The organism is Catellatospora sp. TT07R-123, assembly GCF_018327705.1.
GTDB lineage: Bacteria > Actinomycetota > Actinomycetes > Mycobacteriales > Micromonosporaceae > Catellatospora.
Genome location: NZ_BNEM01000001.1, coordinates 3874344 through 3888236, shown reverse-complemented (window position 1 = coordinate 3888236; position 13893 = coordinate 3874344). Strand labels below are relative to the sequence as shown.

Below are 13893 nucleotides of genomic sequence, written 5' to 3'. Positions count from 1 at the left end.
CCCGTTTCCCGCCCGGCCCGACCTCGTTGAGCCAGGTATAAAACGGAATAATCCCGCCTGAAAGTCCCTTCCCAGAGACCAGACCCGCGCCCGTGCGGGTCTGGTCTTTTTTGCGCCCTCGCCGCGGGGCGCGCGAGGTGCGCGGGGGCCGGGGCTGGAGATCGTGATCTGCGGTCAGAAGATGCGCTCCGCGGCCCGTTTCTGACCGCAATCGGCGATCATGCCCCCGGCGGGAGCCAGACGGGGCCGGAGGGGGTGTCGCGGACCTCGATGCGGGCTGCGGCGAGGGCGTCGCGCACCTGGTCGGCGGCGGCCCAGTCGCGGCGGGTCCGGGCCGAGTCGCGCACCGACAGCAGCGCCTCGACCAGCGGAGTGAGCAGCGGCGTCGGGTCGGCCGTGCCCGCCAGCTCGCCGAGGCGCACCACCATGCCGCGCAGCAGCCCGCGCGCGTGCTCGCCGTCGTCGGAGACGTTGGTGTCCGCGGTCCAGTCGACGATCACCTGCTCCAGTTCGAGCGCCGCGGCCACGCAGCCGTCGACGTCGCGTGCGGCCAGCGCGGCGGTGAACCGCTCCTCGGCGTCGTCGGCGGCCTCCCGCAGGCTGGTCGCGACGCCCGTCCGACCGCCGGTGGCCTGCGCCGGCTCCGCCCCCGCACCGTGGTCGGCGGCGGCGTCAAGAAGGGGCGCTTCTGCTACGAAATGCGATGAGAAGGTGCCCTTCCTCTCCTCGGCCTCGGGGAAAGGGAGGGGGAGGGTGGTCCCGGTGGGGTAGACGGTGCTGCGGCCCGCGCGGCGCAGCGTCAGGCGCCCGTTGCCGATGACGGTCGCGGTGCGCTGCTCCAGGTCGCAGACCAGGGCGGTGTGCTCGTCGACGCCGACGATGAGCCGGTCGTCGGGCAGCTCGGCCTCCAGCTGCCGCAGCCGGGGCTCGCCGAGGTAGCAGTACCGGGTGTCGTGGTGGCCGCCCTCGGCGTTGTCGTAGTGCGGGATGACCACCGCGGGCACGCCGGTGAGCTGCTCGAACAGGTCCAGGCCGGGCAGCCAGTGCGGTTCGGTGCCCGCTTTGTAGATCTCGTACACGGGGATGGTGTGCGAGCCGAGGGTGAGTGCGGCGGCGCTGGCGAACACGAGCACCTCGGCGCGGGGCAGCAGCCCCGGCAGGTCGGTGTCGCGCCACTGGCGCAGGGCGTACGTCGGCGACCCCGGCCCGGCGAAGATCCAGCTCGCGCCGCGCAGGGCGGCCAGCGCCCGCTCCCGCTCCAGCCCCGGCTCCGGCTCCCGCCGCCAGGACACCACGTCGACGGCCTGCCCGACGCTCTGCGCGAAGTAGCCGACCGCGCGGGCGCTGATCTCGTCGGCGTTGAGCTGGAACCCGTACGGCGTGTCCAGCAGCACCGCCCGGCCGTTCGGCGGCAGGGTCGCGAACAGGCTGCGGTGCGGCTTGATCATCGTGGGGGTGGTCTCGCCGGAGCCCATCACGACCAGCAGACGGGTCATGCCGCCGCCTCGCGGCCGGGCACCAGGGTGAGCAGGTCGGCGGCGACCCGGTCGGGGTGCTGGGCGTGCAGGTCGTGGTCGCCGCCCGGATACCAGCGGATGCGCGCGTCGCGCAGCGCGGCCGCGGCCGCGCGGACGTGGTCGGCGCGCTCGCCGTCGGGGCCGCCCGCGGGCAGCAGCAGCGCGGGCACGGTGACCAGCGGCAGGTCGGCGCTGGCGGGCTCGTCCCACAGCGAGCGCAGGATCTGCATGTGGTGCGGGACGGTCAGGCGCCGCCACATGGTCCCGTCGGGCTCGATCCGCATGTTGGCCAGGGTCGCCTCCCGGGCCGTCACCGACCACTCCGGATGTGCTGAATCCAGCCAGCCGCGCATCCGCTCGGCGGGGTGGCCGTCGATGTCGCCGGGCCGCAGCGCCGCGGTGCACGCCGCCCAGCCGGGGAAGGTCGCGCGCAGGTCGATCCAGCCGCCGTCGACCAGCCCGAGCGCGCCGGGCAGCTCGGGATGCTTGGCGGCCAGGCGGGTCACCACGTTGCCGCCCCAGGACTGGCCGACCACGACCGGCCGGTCCAGCCCGAGCGCCGTGATGACCGCGGCCAGGTCGGCGGCGGCGGTGCCGGTGTCGTAGCCGTGCTCGGGCGCGTCGGACTCGCCGTGCCCGCGCAGGTCCACCGACCAGCTCGGATGCCCGGCCGCGGCGAGGTGGCCGGCCACCTCGTCCCACAGCCGGGCGTTGGAGGACAACCCGTGGACCAGCAGGAACGGTTCCCGCTGACCGTCACGGTGGCGCAGCCGCAGCCGTACGCCCGGTTCGACCTCGATGTCGTTCACATGTACGAATCTAGAGGGTGACGGCCCTCAGCGCAGCAGCCGCCTGCTCGGGGGCGATGTCATTCACCCAGGCGCCCATCGACGACTCCGACCCGGCCAGGTACTTCAGCTTGCCCGGGGCGCGGCGGCTGCTGAAGATGCGCAGATGCAGGTAGCCGAGCTCGCGGTCGGTGCGCACGGGCGCCTGGTGCCAGCCCGCGACGTATGGCATGGGCAGGTCGAACAGGCCGTCCAGGCGCCGGGCCACCTCCGACCACAGGGGCGCGCACGCGTCGAGTTCGGTCTCGGTGAGCGCGGCGAGGTCGGGCACCTGGCGGTTCGGTGCGATGTGGATCTCGTACGGCCAGCGCGCCGCGTACGGCACGAAGGCGGTCCAGAACTCGTTGGCGGCCACCACCCGCTCGCCGGACGACCGCTCCGCGGCGAGCAGGTCGGCGTAGAGGTTGGTGCCGGTGCCCAGGTCGCGGTGGCGCCGGGCGGCATCGAGGTAGCGCCGGGTCACCGGGGTGACGTACGGGTAGCCGTAGATCTGGCCGTGCGGGTGGTGCAGCGTCACGCCGATCTCGACGCCGCGGTTCTCGAAGCAGAACACCTGCTCCACCCCGCCCAGCGCGGACAGTTCGGCGGTGCGGTCGGCCAGGACGGCCAGCACGGTGCGCACCCGCGACACCGGCAGTTCCTTGAACGACGCGTCGTGCCGGGGGGAGAAGCAGACGACCTCGCACCGCCCCGACTCGCCCGAGAACGACGGGAAGCGGTTCTCGAAGACGACCACGTCGTAGTCGTCGGCGGGCACCTCGGTGCGGAACCCACCGGTCGACGGGCACAGCGGGCACTCGGCGGTCGAGGGCAGCAGCGGGCGGCCCTGCCGGTGCGCCGCGACCGCGACCCACTCGTCGGTGAGCGCGTCGAAGCGCAGCTGGGCGGGTGCGGGGGGCGGGGGCAGCTCGCGGTCGTCGACGGTCGCGCGGACCGCGTCGTCACGCTCGTCGAAGTAGATCAGCTCACGGCCGTCGGCCATGGTGATGGAGGTTCGCTTCATGGCACTCTCGCTGGTCGGTCCGGGGTCACTGGTCGGTCAGCTCGACGGTGAGCAGGTCGCGCACGCCGGTCGGGGGTTCGGCGTCGGTGATGAGCAGGTGCGCGGCGGTCAGCGGCGCGATCGAGGCGATGCCCAGGGTCTGCCACTTGGTGTGGTCGGCGACCACGACCAGGCGCCGGGTGGCGGCGATCAGCGCCCGGTCCGTCTCGGCTTCGAGCAGGTTCGGCGTGGTCAGCCCGGCCTCGGTGCTCATCCCGTGCACGCCCAGGAACAGCTGGTCGACGTGCAGGTCGCGCAGTGAGGCGATGGCGATCGGGCCCACCAGCGCGTCGGAGGGGGTGCGGGTGCCGCCGGTGAGCACCACCGTCTGGTCAGGCCGCCCGGCCCGGTAGAACACGTCGGCGACCGGGATCGAGTTGGTGACCACGGTCAGCCCCGGCACGTCGACCAGGCGCTGGGCGATGCGCACGGTGGTGGTGCCCGCCGACAGCGCGACGGCGCTGCCCGGCTGCACGTGCGCGGCGGCGGCCTCGGCCAGCGCCGCCTTCTCGGCGCGCTGGCGTTCCGCCTTGGCCGCGAAGCCCGGCTCGTCGGCGACGCCGGACGGGGGCGCGGTCGCCCCGCCGTGCACCTTGATCACGAGGCCGCGCTCGGCGAGGACCTCCAGGTCGCGGCGGATCGTCATGTCGGAGACGCCGAGCTCGGCGACGAGATCGGCCACGCGTACGCCGCCGGCCCGGCGGACCTGCGCGAGGATCGCCTGCTGACGCTGCGGCGCGAGCACTGTGCCTCCCGAATTCACCAACTTCCAACAAGGTTCAACACCGTATCGTACGTCAGTGCACACGGGCAATGGGCAGTGCTCAGATGCCGTGCCCCCGGCGGTGCAGCGCGGTCAGCACCGTCTCGACCTTCACCGCGCCGGCGATGGCGGCCAGCGCGATCGCGGCCCGGGGCTCGCGCCAGTTGTGCCGGACCGTCTCGCGAGCCCAGCGCCAGGCCTGCCGGCGGTCACCGGCCGCCGCCGACCAGCATGCGAGCTGGCCGTAGACGCGGGCGGCGCCGGGGCGGCAGCCCGAGATCTCCGGGTGGCGCGCCATCATCCAGCGCAGCGACGAGATCTTCGTCGTGTACTCGTACGCGTAGAAGCTGCTGCGTCCCCACAGGACCCGCACCAGCGGCTCGTCCACGTGCACGATCGGGTGCCGCCGGGCGGCCCGCAGCAGCAGGTCCCAGTCCTCGTTCTGGCTGCCGGGGGCGTCCTCGGCCACCGGGCCGATCACCCCGTCCTCCAGCAGCGCCTCCCGCAGCGCCAGGAAGCCGGAGGAGTGCAGCATGGACATCCGCGACCGGGACAGCTGCTCGACGGTGACCGTGCCGGTCCCGGCCAGGCGCGGGTGCACCGCCTGCTCGAACTCAACCTCGACCGCGCAGGTCGCGAACTCCGCGTCCGGCGTACGCACCAGCGCCTCGACCTGCCGGCGCAGCTTGGCCGGGTGCCACACGTCGTCGTCGTCGCAGAACGCGACCAGCTCGGTGTCCAGCGCCATGATGCCGGTGTTGCGCGCGCCGGCGAGGCCGGGCTGGCGCCAGTTGGCCAGCACCATCACCGCGCGGTCGTCGGCGTCGGCCAGTCGCCAGTCGGGCTCGGCCTGGTCGAACACCACGATCACGCGCAGCGGGCCCGGGTAGTCCTGCGCGCGTACCGCCTGGAGGGTGCGGCGCAGTAGCTCGGGGCGGTCGCGGGTCGGGATGACCACGCCCACCGCGGGCCAGTCGCGCGGCAGGCCGGTCTGCTGCGGCACGGCCGCCCAGCCGGGCGCGGCACCGGGGGCGCGCCGCGGGTCGCGGAACCGTCCGGCGTTGACCTTCATCTTCATCGTCCCGCTCCTGTGCTGGTGTATTCGGAGGTGCCGCGCCGGGCCGGGGGGATCGGCGCCGTGCTGCCCAGGGGGTAGCCGTATGCCTTGAGCAGCGGGGCGCAGACCGCGCCGACCAGGGCCCGCTGCCGGGGGAGCAGGCTGTCGCGCCACGCGTCGTCGCGGCGCAGCTCGACCTGGCCGGTGGTGAACCGCATCGGGTTGCCCGCCGCGCTGTGCCCCCCGGTGAGCCGGACCGCGCCGGAGTCCAGGAAGCTCAGGTCCATCACCGACGGATCGAGCCCGGCGAAGGCGGCCACCCGGCGCACGCTGCCGAGCGGGTCGGTCAGGAAGTCCTCGTACCGCAGCCGCCGCACCGCGACCCCGCGCCGCCGCAGCAGGCCGAACGCGGCGTTGTGCGCGTTCCACAGCAGGGCGCTGCGCGCCGGGGCGTAGCGGGTCATCTCGTCGCCGTCGGCCTCGGGCCGGGCCACCTTCTTGGTCCACGAGTACGCCACCCCGCGCGCGTCGCGCACCACGTGCAGCACCCGCAGGTCGACCTCATCGCAGTGGCGCAGGCAGTGGGCCAGCGCGCTGTGCTTCGACGAGTCGATCACGACGTTCGCGCCGGAGACCCGGGCGGCGGCCGCGTAGATCTTCGCGTAGTAGCCCGCGTACTCGGCGACCAGCGTGATGAACTCCTTGGCGAACCGGCTCGACCCGGCCAGCCGGGGGATGTGCCGGGTGCGCTCGACCAGGTCGCGCAGCGCCAGGATGCGGTGCACGTCGACGCGGTGCCAGCCGCCGAACGCCGAGATGCCGACGCGCTGCCAGAAGTCGCAGCCGGAGAAGCGCTGCCCGCAGCCGCACCGCTCGTCGTCGCGCAGGTCGCGCTGCCAGAGGTGGACGATCTCGCCCAGGGCGCAGACCCCGGGCAGCTCGCCGAGCACCCGCTCGATCAGCGTCGTGCCGCTGCGGCCGAGGCCACCGAGGAAGAGCACCCTGGTCGTCGTCATACGTCCCCCACTGGCGGCGCCGCCCGGACGCGACGCGCTCACGGCGTATAACGAGGCAACTACGGTGTAGGTCTGTATTGTCTGATTTCGTGGCATTCACGGGGACTGTCTATGGCCGCCGCGTGCACCTCGCCGGGACCTGGTTCGACGCCGTCACCGAGGAGGCCGTCGCCGAACGCGTACTGGCTGCTCTCGAACGTGGCGAGGGCGGCCGCATCATCACGCCGAACGTCGACATCATGCGGCTGGCGACCGGCCGGGGACTGCGCGCCGCCGAGGTGCGCGGCTTCCTCGACGACGCCAATCTCGTCGTCGCCGACGGCATGCCGCTGGTCTGGGCCAGCAGGATCGGCCGCAGCCCGCTGCCCGAACGGGTGACCGGCTCCGGTCTCATCTGGACCCTGTCGGCCGCGCTCGGCCGCGCCAACCGCTCGGTGTACCTGCTCGGCGGCTCGCCGCCGCGCTCCGACAGCGGCATGGACGGGGCGGTCAAGGCCGCCTCGGTGCTCGCCTCGGCCTGCCCGGGGCTGCGCGTCGCGGGCCAGGTGGCGCCGCCGTTCGGGTTCGACCTCGACCCCGAGGGCTGCGCCCGGGTGTACACCGACGTCATCGAGGCCAAACCGGACCTGGTGTTCGTGGGCCTCGGCTTCCCGAAGCAGGAGCGGGTCATCTCCGACCTGCGGGCCGAGCTGCCGTTCACCTGGTTCCTCGGGTGCGGGGCGGCGATCGGGTTCGTCGCGGGGGAGCTGCACCGGGCGCCGGGATGGATGCAGCGCAGCGGCCTGGAGTGGGCGCACCGCCTGGCCCAGGAGCCGGGCCGGCTGGCCGGCCGCTACCTGGTCCGCGACATGCCGTACGCCGTCCGCCTCCTGGCAGGCGCCGCCCTCCGCCGCCACTGACTCCGGCCCGCGCCGCCGCCACGGGGTTCCGCCGCGATTCCGCGCGCTTCCGCGGCAAGATCGCTGTTTCCGGTCAGGATGCGCGGCAGGACAGCGTGTTTCAACCGCAAACGGCGATCACGTCGGTCGAAAAGTGCGCTTTGGGGCCAGTGGCGTTGGGCTCTGCGCTGGTCAGAGATTCGAAGCAGGCGGGCGATGGGCCTGTCGTGTCGTTCAGTGCCGAGGCGTGGCAGTCGTTCATGGCCGCGGTGAAGGCGGGCGACTTCGACCTGCGCGGCTGACCCGATCGGCTGATTTGCGCGTCATCGCGCGCCTTCATCCCTTGTGCGGCCTATCCTGCGGTGGTGAACATCATCGATGCCAGCTGGGCCGAGAGCAGCCGCAGCGATGCAGGTGACGGGCAGTGCGTGGAGGTCCTGTTCGGGGCCGAGACGGTCGCCGTACGCGACTCCAAGAACCCGGACGGCCCGATCCTGGCCTTCTCCCGCGAGTCCTGGCAGTCCTTCCTCGACGCCGTCAAACTCGGCGACCTCGACCTGCCCGTCACCGTCCGCGCCTGCCAGCCCGCCGTCGCCTAGGGCGCGGTTCCTGGATCTCGGTCGCTGAACCAGGCGGCGAGGTAGGGGTCTGCGGTGCCGTCGAGGGGAAACGCTCGCTGGATGAGCGCGCTGCGCATCTCGTCGAAGGTGTCGAGGGCCTGCCGCGCAAGGGGGTCAGGGTAGCCGAAGGCCGTCCTGTGGTGGGCGAACTCCTCCTCGTCCAACAGTACGACTTCGTCGTTCCAGGTCAGCGCGAGGTCGAGATCCAGGTCGACAAGGGACACGCGGGTGTCGTCGAGGATCGGCCGCGTGGTGATGTCGAGGTAGAAGCGGAATCGGGCCGGCCTTCCGGACGTGGCCGGCCGGGCGTACCACCGGGCAGACCAGGCGTGATCGGTCGGGAACAGGGTGACGGCGTCGGTGGGGAAGGCGCCGGTGGCGCCGTCGCCCCGGGTGAACGCCGCGCCGCGCCGACTGCCTGCCCAGACCCCGGCCGAGTCCGTGCCCAGCAGGGTCATCGTGGTGCGGTAGTGCATCCGCGCCGGCCACTTGCGGTACTCCACGATCAGCGCCGTCACCCCGCCATGATGACACCCGCGCTGCGCTGTCGATCAGGAAGTCGTGCCGCCGCCACACCGTCGAGCCGTGCCATAGGTTCATGATCGACGGGAGAGGGTGGCGGTGCGGAGGGCGGCGAGGGGGAGGGGGTCGTCGCGGAGGGAGAAGCGGCCCGAGGGCTGGCGGTCGTCGGGGTCGGACTCGAAGTAGAGGGTCGCGCGGATCTGGGGGTTGGCCGCGAAGACGGCTTCGGCGTCGGTGAGCCAGGTGGCGCGCTGGGTGGGGGACCAGGCGCGGGAGACGCCGTACTCGCCGATCATGATGGGGCGGGGGTGGGTGGCGGCCCATGTGAGGAACGGCTTCAGGAGGTCGGCCATAGGGGTCAGGGTGCTGCCGGCGTAGGCGTCCACGCAGGTCCAGTCGACCTGGTCGTCGCCTGGGTAGTAGTCGGGGGCGCGGCCGGCGGCGAAACCCTCGACGGTCGGGCACCAGACCCAGGCGGCGTTGATGGCGCCCTCGGCGGCGAACAGTTCGCGGGTGCGGCGCCAGGCGGCGACGAACTCGTGCGGCGCACCGACCTCGACCACGAGGTTGGGGCGGTCCATCTCCCAGCGCAGGCGCAGCAGGACGGGCGCGCCGAGGTCGCGGACCTGGCGGGCGCGCTCGCGGATCACCTCGTCGTGCTGCCCCGACAGCACCTCGGCGCTGTCGGCGCCGGTCCAGCTGAGCATCAGCGTGGCCCCGGCGTCGCGGAACTGCCGGTCCGAGACCGTGCCGATGTCCTCGTGCAGCCGCCGGTATGTGTTGACCACGTCCAGCCGCCGCCCGAGCCGCTGCTCGAAGTCGCGTACGGCGGCGAGGCGGCCGGGCTGGGTGAGGCTGTCGGGGCGCACCCAGGCGCCCACGAGCGCGCCGCCGCGCGGCACCGGCACGGGTCCGGCGGCGTGCCCGGCGCCCGTCGCGATGCTCTGCGGGGCAGGAGTGGTCGTCCCGCAGGTGGCCAGGGCCAGTGCGGTGGCGATCGCGGCGGCGGCGCGCAGCAGGCGCAGCATCAGTCGTGCGTCCGGGTGCGGCGCGCGACGTAGAGCACGTTCACCGCCCAGCGGCCGCCCCAGCCGGTGCGGGCGCACAGGTCGTCGAGCACCCGGGCCACGCCGCGCAGCCACGGGCGGCCGTACCAGCCCTGGGTGAACAGGGCGAAGCCGCGCTGCTCGACGATGGTGAACCCGTGCCGGTCGAGCAGCTCGGCGACCTCGGTGTGGTCGAGCTCGGCGAACCAGGGGTCGCCCGCGTGGTGGTGGTGCCGCAGGTGCCGCAGTGAGTGCCGGTTGCCGTGGTTCTCCACCACCAGCAGGCCCGCGTCGTAGTTGGGCAGCACCTTCGCCGAGAACGCGATGGCCCGCTCGCGCACCTCGGGCTCGACGTTGAGCAGCAGCCGGAAGATGGTCACCAGCGCCGGGGCCTCGGTCGGCGCCGGGTCGGGGATCTCGCCGCCGGACTCGACCAGGTGCAGCTCCGCGTACGAGCCGACCTCCTCGGCCTTGGCCAGCATCGCCGCGGAGGTGTCGTAGCCGTGCGCGCCGCGGACCAGCCCGTGCAGGATGCGGATGGCCCGCCCGGTGCCGCACGCGAAGTCGTGCTGCACCGGCCGCCGGTAGGGGAACGCGCGCTTGGCCAGTCTGCGCAGGTAGGCACGTTGGCGTCGATTGATCGCCGAGGCGTAGCTGTCCGGGGCGTACACGACGTGCTCGTACTTCTCGACCGTCGCCTCGTCCTGGAAGATCTCGGTGTAGTCGGCGCGCATGCGGGGCAGGTCCCTTCCGTGTTACGGCTTATCTGTTCGGCGGGTGGGCTAACCCCGGCGCTTGCCGGGGGCGGTCGAGGGCCGGGCGGCCTGGAGCAGGGCGGCCAGCCCGAGGCGGTCGCGGAACCGGCGCAGGCCGCCGACGTACACGCCGGTGGCCAGGGCGAGCGCGGCGCCGGTGCCGAGCGGGGTGGCGGGCAGCACCATCCGGGCCAGCCACGGCAGCAGCCCGAAGCTGGCCACGGCCAGCCCCATCGCGGTGCGGGTGGCGGCACCGAACGGGTGCAGCCGGAGCACTCCCGCCAGCTGCGCCAGCGGCACCAGGTTGTTGACCGCGACCGCGGCGGCCAGGCCGTAGGCGGCACCGAGCACGCCGAGGCGGGGCACCGCGTACAGGTCGATGGCGATCATGACGGCCAGCGCCAGCAGCACGTTGGCCAGGTTCCACGTGGTGCGCCCGGCCATGGACAGCACCATGTCGACCATGCCGCAGCCGGTGCCGATCAGCATCGCGACGGCGAGCACCCGCACCGCCGGGGCGGCCGAGACGTACGAGCCGCCGAAGACGCCCAGGTAGAGGTCGGCGTAGTCCCACACCAGCAGGTGCAGCGGCCAGCAGATGAGCACCAGCCACGCGGTGGCGGTCTGGTAGAGCCGCAGCGCTCCGTCCCGGTCGCCGACGGCCAGGGTCTCGGCCAGCCGCGGCTGCACCGCCTGCGCGATCGACCCGTTGGCCAGCTGGCCGAGCACGATGAACCGCCCGGCCACCGCGTACGCCGCGGCGGGGGCGAGCCCGGCCAGCCCCGCGACCATCAGCACGTCCACCCGCTGGAGCGCGGTCTGCGCCGAGTTGGCCAGCGCGCGTGGCGCCGTGTAGCGCCAGAACGCCGAGGCGACGGTGCGCCCCTCGATCCGCGCGGCGCGCCGCTCGCGCGCGTCGAGCAGCGGTTCGCGCTGCCAGCGCCGCCACACCAGGTATGCCGCCAGCGCCACCACCGGCAGGTACGGCATCACCCAGGCCAGGGCCCAGGCCGGGGTGTGCAGCACCGAACCGGTCAGCGCCAGCGCGGCCAGCGCCCCGATCCCGCACAGCTGCATCGCCGGGCGCAGGACCTTGTCGAGCAGCACCGTCGGCCGCATCTCGCGGTAGCCGCGCGTCGCCGCGAGCAGCGAGTCGGTCAGCGCCGCCAGCGGCATGAACACGGCCAGGGCGCGCAGCGGTGCGGCGTAGTCGGGGATGAGCCAGCCGGCGGTGAGCCATACCCCCGCGCCCAGCAGCGTGCCCAGCACCGCGACCGGCACCAGCCCGGCCCGCAGGCACGGGCCGATCAGCTCGGGCCGCCCCTGGGCCCGCAGCCGGGCCGGCCAGTAGACCAGCGCGGTCGAGGTGCCCAGCCGCGCCACGCCGCCGACCAGCACGAACGCCGACGTCGCGGCGAAGAACGAGCCTGCCGCATCCGGGCCCAGGCCCCGCGCCACCAGCCAGGTGACGCCGACGCCGGCCACGCCCGCCAGCGCCGCCCCGGCCAGGTTGGCCAGCCCGCCCCGGGCGACCCCGGAAACGCCGGAGGGCGCCTCGGCGGGGGCGGTCGAGGGCGCGAGCAGTTGCTGCCCGGTCATGCGCGCCAGCTCGGGGTGCGGCCCAGCCACTGCGCCAGCTCGGCGTCGTGCGGGGCGTAGTGCGCGCGCAGCTCGGTGCGCAGCCGGGCGGGCATCGGGGCCGAGCGCGGCCGGGCGTTGTGCTGCTCGAACTCGGGATAGCCCAGGCTCGGCAGGTCGAGGAAGTCCAGCACCCGGTCGTAGGCGGGCCGCGGGTCGGTGAAGAACTGCTCGCTCTCCACCACCAGGATCCGCTCCGGCGGGATCTCCAGGGCCAGCCGGCGCAGGTAGACGGCGTACTCGCCGCGGGCGCGGTAGCCGTGGTGCTGGTGCGAGAACGAGTACGCGTGCTGGTCGGCGAGCATCCGCTCGCGCTGGCCGCGCAGCCGTACCGGCTCCAGGTCCAGGGCGGACGCGAAGTCGGCGACGGTTTCGAAGCCGCGGGCCAGCTCGTGCGCGTGCTGGGAGTAGGCGCGCTCGACCGGGTCGCGTACCAGCACGATCATCTTCGCCCCGGGCAGGTCGCGGGCGATGCGCCCGGCGGCGTGCGGGTGGTAGAGGTAGTACGGGCTGGACTCGAACGTCTGCGTGGGCACGCCGAGTTCGCGCTCCACCCGGGCGGCGGTGCGCCGCAGCGGGAAGTGCCCCTGATACCAGGACAGGCCCCGGTGGTAGCTCGTGTCGAAGTAGTGCACGCCCTTGTGCAGCACCGCCTTGAGCACCGCCGGGTGCGCCGCCAGGGCGCGGTACAGCGAGGTGGTGCCGCAGCGCTGGCCGCCGCAGATCAGGAACGACGGCAGCAGCCGCGCTCCGGCGGTCAGCCACCCCACCGACCGCGAGCCGAGGTGGACCACCTTCTTCACCGACTCCGGCACGTGCGCCGACTTCACTGCTGCCTCCTCGGGCGGGCTGGGGGACGCGTCACAGGTGAGCGACCTTGCGGATGAGTACGGGCAGCAGCCACGTCCCCAGCACCCCGAGCCGGGCGCCCGCCTCGGCCTGCCGGTCGCTGAGGTAGCGGGTGGCCAGGTCGGCCAGGTACAGCAGGGCCACCACCTCGGCGCTGCCCGGGACCACCTCGAACGGCTCCAGCAGCAGCGGCGCGCGGCGCACCGTCGACTCGACCGCGGTCTGCGGGTCGACCCCGTCCTGGAGCTGCCGTTGCAGGTCGTAGTGGACGGCGTCGAAGCCCAGCGGCACCCCGGGGGTGAACCGCTCCCAGTCCCAGACCAGCAGCGAGCCGGCCAGGTTGGCCATGTTCCAGGGAGCCCAGTCGCCGTGCCAGGCGCCGTAGCGCAGGCTCAGCTCCGAGCAGCGCTCCACCAGGAAGCGGGCTGCCTGCGACAGCTGGGCCACCTCGGGGGCGGCCCGGTCGGCGGCGGCGGTGTCGGCCTCCAGCTGGCACAGCCGGTTGCGCAGGTCCGCCCAGTACGGGCTGGTGGCCAGCCAGCCCTGGGTCAGCCCGCACGCGGCGGCGACCTCGGTCATCGCCCGCTGCAACCGGGCCGGGGTGAGCGCGGCGCGCGCCTGCCACACCGGCAGCGCCGACTGCACCAGCACCTGGGTGCCGCGCCACTGCCCGGCGTGCAGGATGCTCGGCACGGTCACCTCGGACAGCTGCACGTGCGACAGCGCCGACAGGGCGGCGGTCTCGGCGCGGACCAGGCGCCGGGTCAGCGGGCCGACGCCGAGCTTGGCGAAGCCGATGGTCTGCCCGTCGGGGCTGATGAGCTGGAGCACCGGCTTGCGGTTGGCGCGGGCGGGCCCGATGTGGATGCTCACCCGCACGTCGGTGCCCAGCGCCTCCCGCAGGAACGCGTCGATGGTGTCGCCGCCTCCGGCGGGGCTGGTCAGGCGTACCCGGTCGCGCAGCACCGCGGGCCAGGCGCCGGACTGCAGCGCCACGGCGACGGCGTCGCGCTTGAGCTTGGCCAGGCGGCTCTGCGGTTCGGCGAACCGGCGCACCGCGGCGGCGGCGACCCGGCGCGAGCCGAGCGGCACCAGCAGCTTCGGGCGGCGGGCGTCGGGGATGACGACGTACTCGGCGACGCGGGTGCCCGGCTCGCCGGTGCTGGAGCACTGGGGGTAGAGCAGTTGCAGGACCTCGCGCAGGAACTGGCCGCGCAGCTGCGCGTCGGACTGGGTGAGCTGCGCGGGGGCGGTGCTGATCGGGCTCATACCGCTACCCACGTAATATGCTCGCCCACGCCGATCCTCCCGTATTTGTCCGTTATGTCCTCCGGGCTCAACG

15 protein-coding genes are annotated in these 13893 nt (G+C 73.7%); 3 read left to right on the top strand and 12 right to left on the bottom strand.

Annotated features, from left to right (window positions below; translation table 11 throughout):
* Positions 1–218: 218 nt before the first annotated feature.
* From Cs7R123_RS16605 to Cs7R123_RS16580, 6 genes are all read right to left on the bottom strand, one after another.
* Positions 219–1496: a hypothetical protein gene (locus Cs7R123_RS16605; protein WP_212827556.1), complete on the bottom strand. Its 1278-nt coding sequence runs from the start codon at positions 1494–1496 to the stop codon at positions 219–221.
* The gene (locus Cs7R123_RS16600) at positions 1493–2326 is read right to left on the bottom strand and encodes an alpha/beta fold hydrolase (RefSeq protein ID WP_212827554.1); all 834 of its coding nucleotides are present in this window, start codon (positions 2324–2326) and stop codon (positions 1493–1495) included. The genes Cs7R123_RS16605 and Cs7R123_RS16600 overlap by 4 nt, the downstream gene beginning before the upstream one ends.
* A gap of 10 nt (positions 2327–2336) precedes the next feature.
* The gene (gene galT, locus Cs7R123_RS16595) at positions 2337–3368 is read right to left on the bottom strand and encodes a galactose-1-phosphate uridylyltransferase (RefSeq protein WP_212827553.1); all 1032 of its coding nucleotides are present in this window, start codon (positions 3366–3368) and stop codon (positions 2337–2339) included.
* A 25-nt stretch (positions 3369–3393) separates the two neighbouring features.
* A complete protein-coding gene (locus Cs7R123_RS16590) occupies positions 3394–4152 on the bottom strand; it encodes a DeoR/GlpR family DNA-binding transcription regulator (protein WP_212827551.1) in 759 nt (252 codons plus the stop codon).
* A gap of 79 nt (positions 4153–4231) precedes the next feature.
* Complete coding sequence (locus Cs7R123_RS16585; RefSeq protein WP_244871866.1) at positions 4232–5248, bottom strand: glycosyltransferase family 2 protein; 1017 nt, start codon at positions 5246–5248, stop codon at positions 4232–4234.
* Positions 5245–6243 carry a sulfotransferase domain-containing protein gene (locus Cs7R123_RS16580; RefSeq protein ID WP_212827549.1) on the bottom strand — a complete coding sequence of 333 codons (999 nt, stop codon included), beginning with the start codon at positions 6241–6243 and terminating at the stop codon, positions 5245–5247. The genes Cs7R123_RS16585 and Cs7R123_RS16580 overlap by 4 nt, the downstream gene beginning before the upstream one ends.
* Positions 6244–6332: 89 nt before the next feature.
* Here Cs7R123_RS16580 and Cs7R123_RS16575 point away from each other — a divergent pair, with 89 nt between their 5' ends.
* The 3 genes from Cs7R123_RS16575 (at position 6333) to Cs7R123_RS16565 (ending at position 7720) form a co-directional block, all read left to right on the top strand.
* Positions 6333–7142: a WecB/TagA/CpsF family glycosyltransferase gene (locus Cs7R123_RS16575; RefSeq protein WP_244871865.1), complete on the top strand. Its 810-nt coding sequence runs from the start codon at positions 6333–6335 to the stop codon at positions 7140–7142.
* A gap of 95 nt (positions 7143–7237) precedes the next feature.
* Entirely contained in the window at positions 7238–7423 is a 186-nt protein-coding gene (locus tag Cs7R123_RS16570) for a DUF397 domain-containing protein (protein ID WP_212827547.1), read from the top strand.
* Positions 7424–7486: 63 nt separating this feature from the next.
* Entirely contained in the window at positions 7487–7720 is a 234-nt protein-coding gene (locus Cs7R123_RS16565) for a DUF397 domain-containing protein (RefSeq protein WP_374706958.1), read from the top strand.
* Here the strand turns inward: Cs7R123_RS16565 and Cs7R123_RS16560 are convergent.
* The 6 genes from Cs7R123_RS16560 to Cs7R123_RS16535 all read right to left on the bottom strand — a co-directional run bounded on the left by Cs7R123_RS16560 (position 7717) and on the right by Cs7R123_RS16535 (position 13820).
* Positions 7717–8259 (bottom strand): DUF402 domain-containing protein, encoded by a 543-nt coding sequence (locus Cs7R123_RS16560; RefSeq protein ID WP_212827543.1) that lies wholly within the window; start codon positions 8257–8259, stop codon positions 7717–7719. The two genes, Cs7R123_RS16565 and Cs7R123_RS16560, sit on opposite strands and share 4 nt — an antisense overlap.
* Positions 8260–8337: 78 nt before the next feature.
* Positions 8338–9291 carry an endoglucanase gene (locus Cs7R123_RS16555; protein WP_212827541.1) on the bottom strand — a complete coding sequence of 318 codons (954 nt, stop codon included), beginning with the start codon at positions 9289–9291 and terminating at the stop codon, positions 8338–8340.
* Positions 9291–10043 carry a class I SAM-dependent methyltransferase gene (locus Cs7R123_RS16550; protein WP_212827539.1) on the bottom strand — a complete coding sequence of 251 codons (753 nt, stop codon included), beginning with the start codon at positions 10041–10043 and terminating at the stop codon, positions 9291–9293. The genes Cs7R123_RS16555 and Cs7R123_RS16550 overlap by 1 nt, the downstream gene beginning before the upstream one ends.
* Positions 10044–10091: 48 nt before the next feature.
* Positions 10092–11663 (bottom strand): lipopolysaccharide biosynthesis protein, encoded by a 1572-nt coding sequence (locus Cs7R123_RS16545; protein WP_212827537.1) that lies wholly within the window; start codon positions 11661–11663, stop codon positions 10092–10094.
* On the bottom strand, positions 11660–12532 hold the full coding sequence (locus tag Cs7R123_RS16540) for a sulfotransferase (RefSeq protein WP_212827535.1): 873 nt from the start codon (positions 12530–12532) through the stop codon (positions 11660–11662). Before Cs7R123_RS16540 ends, Cs7R123_RS16545 begins: the two co-directional genes overlap by 4 nt.
* A 31-nt stretch (positions 12533–12563) precedes the next feature.
* On the bottom strand, positions 12564–13820 hold the full coding sequence (locus tag Cs7R123_RS16535; RefSeq protein ID WP_212827533.1) for a hypothetical protein: 1257 nt from the start codon (positions 13818–13820) through the stop codon (positions 12564–12566).
* Positions 13821–13893: the final 73 nt, after the last annotated feature.